Source organism: Methanocalculus sp. (genome assembly GCF_030651615.1).
In the GTDB taxonomy this organism is placed as follows: domain Archaea; phylum Halobacteriota; class Methanomicrobia; order Methanomicrobiales; family Methanocorpusculaceae; genus Methanocalculus.
Genome location: NZ_JAUSCG010000017.1, coordinates 1 through 2526 on the forward strand (window position 1 = coordinate 1; position 2526 = coordinate 2526).

Here is a 2526-nt window from a genome sequence, read left to right on the forward strand (position 1 = left end):
AGTCAGGGAGGCAGAGAGAAATCCCTACTTTAATATGGTGACTATTACTTCAGATGGTTATGCTCAGGTTGTTATTCCTCCTCAGGAGAGATCTGGTGTGACCCGCCGTCAGGATGCTCCTGAAGTATATGATGTTACGACTGTTGCCTATGTTGCCAGTCCGAATTTCATCCTCCGTACCCAATCCCTTTTTAGTGGGAAGGTAAGGGCGGTTGTTATACCGAGTGAGAGGGCACTTGATATTGATACGCTGTTAGATTTTAAGATAGCTGAATGTCTAATGCAAGAAAAGGAAAACCTTGAGTGAGAGAATAATGAAAACCATTTCAACCTTAATGCAGCTGGATAGGCGTGTCGCAATTATTACAGGTGCTGCAGGTCGCCTTGGTTCACAGATCTGTGAAACACTGGCAGAACTCGGTGCCGATGTAGTGCTTGTTGATATGAATGAGCATGGATGTAATGAACTTGCGGAAAGAATCGAAGCGCGGTATAATGCTGACGTCCATAAACTGATAACCAATCTGGGTTCTGAGGATGATGTTCGGGGTATTCCAGAAAGAGTGTTGTCACAGTACGATAGTATTGATATTCTAGTTAATTGTGCAGCACTGGTGGGAACATCACATCTTCAGGGGTGGACTACACCATTTTCTGAACAGAGTGCAGATACATGGAGGCTTGCACTTGAAATTAACCTTACCGTGCCCTTTGTATTAACTCAGGCATGTTCAGAAGCTTTGAAGGCAACGGAACATGGTTCAGTGATAAACATCAGTTCAATATATGGCATTGTCGGTCCGGATATGCGACTCTACGATCAGACGGCAATGGGTAATCCTGCTGCATATGCAGCTAGTAAAGGAGGACTATTGCAGTTAACACGATGGCTGGCTACTATACTGGCACCTCATGTACGAGTGAATGCTATCTCTCCTGGGGGTGTATGGAACAATCAGCCCGATCCATTTCATTCAAAGTACGTTTCGAGGACACCATTAGGTCGGATGGCAACAGAGGAAGATATAAAAGGGGCTGTTGCGTATCTGGCAAGTGATCTTTCTGCCTATGTAACAGGTCAAAATCTCATAATTGATGGTGGGTTTACAATCTGGTAAGATACGGGAAGACTTTCTATAGTGATTGATGTCCATTAAATGGTACAGGGATGGTAAAACAACACTCTACGAGGGATTGCGGGAGATACAGAATGCACATTACAATTGGACAGAGAATCATCGGAAATAATAAGCCAACGTTCATCATCGCCGAAGCCGGGGTGAATCACAATGGCAGCCCCGAGCTCGCCAGAGAGCTCATCGATGCCGCTGCTCAGGCGGGCGCAGACGCAGTCAAGTTCCAGACATTCCATGCAGAAAGTGTCGTCACCAGCACTGCTGATAAGGCCGACTATCAGAAGCACACGACCTCTTCAGACGAATCCCAGTATGAGATGATCAAGAAACTGGAGCTCTCCGATGATACGTTCCGGGAACTTTCAGTGTATGCAGAGAAAAAGGGTATAATCTTTCTCTCGACTCCTTTCGATGAAGAAAGCGTGGATCTGCTTGATGAGATCGGTGTTCCCGCATTCAAGATCCCCTCAGGTGAGATCACGAACTTCCCCCTCCTGAAAAAGATTGCTGAAAAGCCAAAGCCCATCATCCTATCAACCGGAATGGCAACACTTGGCGAGGTGGAAGAAGCGGTTGCCTATCTTCGCAAACATGGTGCGCAGGAGCTTATCCTCCTCCACTGCACAACCAGCTACCCTGCGCCCATCCATTCGGTGAACCTGCGGGCAATGGAAACACTACACTGTGCGTTCAAAGTGCCTGTTGGGTATTCTGATCATACGGAAGGAATCACGATCCCGATTGCAGCGGTTGCCATGGGTGCACAGGTCATCGAAAAACACTTCACACTGGATCGGTCACTATCGGGACCCGATCACCTTGCCTCTCTTGAGCCGGATGAATTGAAAGCAATGGTTCAGGCGATACGGGATGTGGAGAGGGCGTTTGGGAATGGTGTTAAGAGGCCAAGTGAGGAAGAAGAGGCTATAAAGTTTGTTGCCAGGAAGAGTATAGTGGCGAATAAGGATATTCCAAAGGGTGAGCGTCTGAGAGAGGATGCACTCACAATCAAGAGACCTGGAACTGGAATTGAGCCAAAATATGTTGAGAGAGTCTCACAAATGAAGGCACGATCAACGATTTCTAAAGATCAGGTTATTACCTGGGATATGGTCGAATGACCCGTAAAATACTCTATATCAGTGGGACCAGGGCAGATTATGGTCTGATGAGATCGGTCTTGCGAAAAATCCATGAGCATCCTGCACTCTCTCTTGATATCATTGTTACCGGGATGCATCTGATGGATGAATTTGGGAATACAATTGATGAAATAAAGGCGGATGCTTTTAATTACCATATAGTGGATGTTCGGTATGAGAGTGATACCAAAGAATCGATGGCCACATTCGTCGGGGAATTTATTCAAAAGTTGACGCCCGTCATCAGT

The 2526-nt window shown here is 46.4% G+C and carries 3 protein-coding genes and 1 pseudogene; all 4 read left to right on the forward strand.

The genetic code is table 11. The annotated features are described in order from the left end of the window. A pseudogene (locus tag Q7V06_RS00620) lies at positions 1-307 on the forward strand (hypothetical protein); the annotation flags it as partial. Continuing rightward, positions 300-1118 (forward strand): SDR family oxidoreductase, encoded by an 819-nt coding sequence (locus Q7V06_RS00625; RefSeq protein ID WP_304836528.1) that lies wholly within the window; start codon positions 300-302, stop codon positions 1116-1118. The pseudogene Q7V06_RS00620 and the gene Q7V06_RS00625, both read left to right, overlap by 8 nt. A 92-nt stretch (positions 1119-1210) precedes the next feature. Next, a complete protein-coding gene (neuB, locus tag Q7V06_RS00630) occupies positions 1211-2257 on the forward strand; it encodes an N-acetylneuraminate synthase (RefSeq protein WP_304836531.1) in 1047 nt (348 codons plus the stop codon). Further along, positions 2254-2526 (forward strand): UDP-N-acetylglucosamine 2-epimerase (locus Q7V06_RS00635; protein ID WP_304836533.1); only part of this gene is annotated, 273 nt, incomplete at its 3' end. The genes neuB and Q7V06_RS00635, both read left to right, overlap by 4 nt.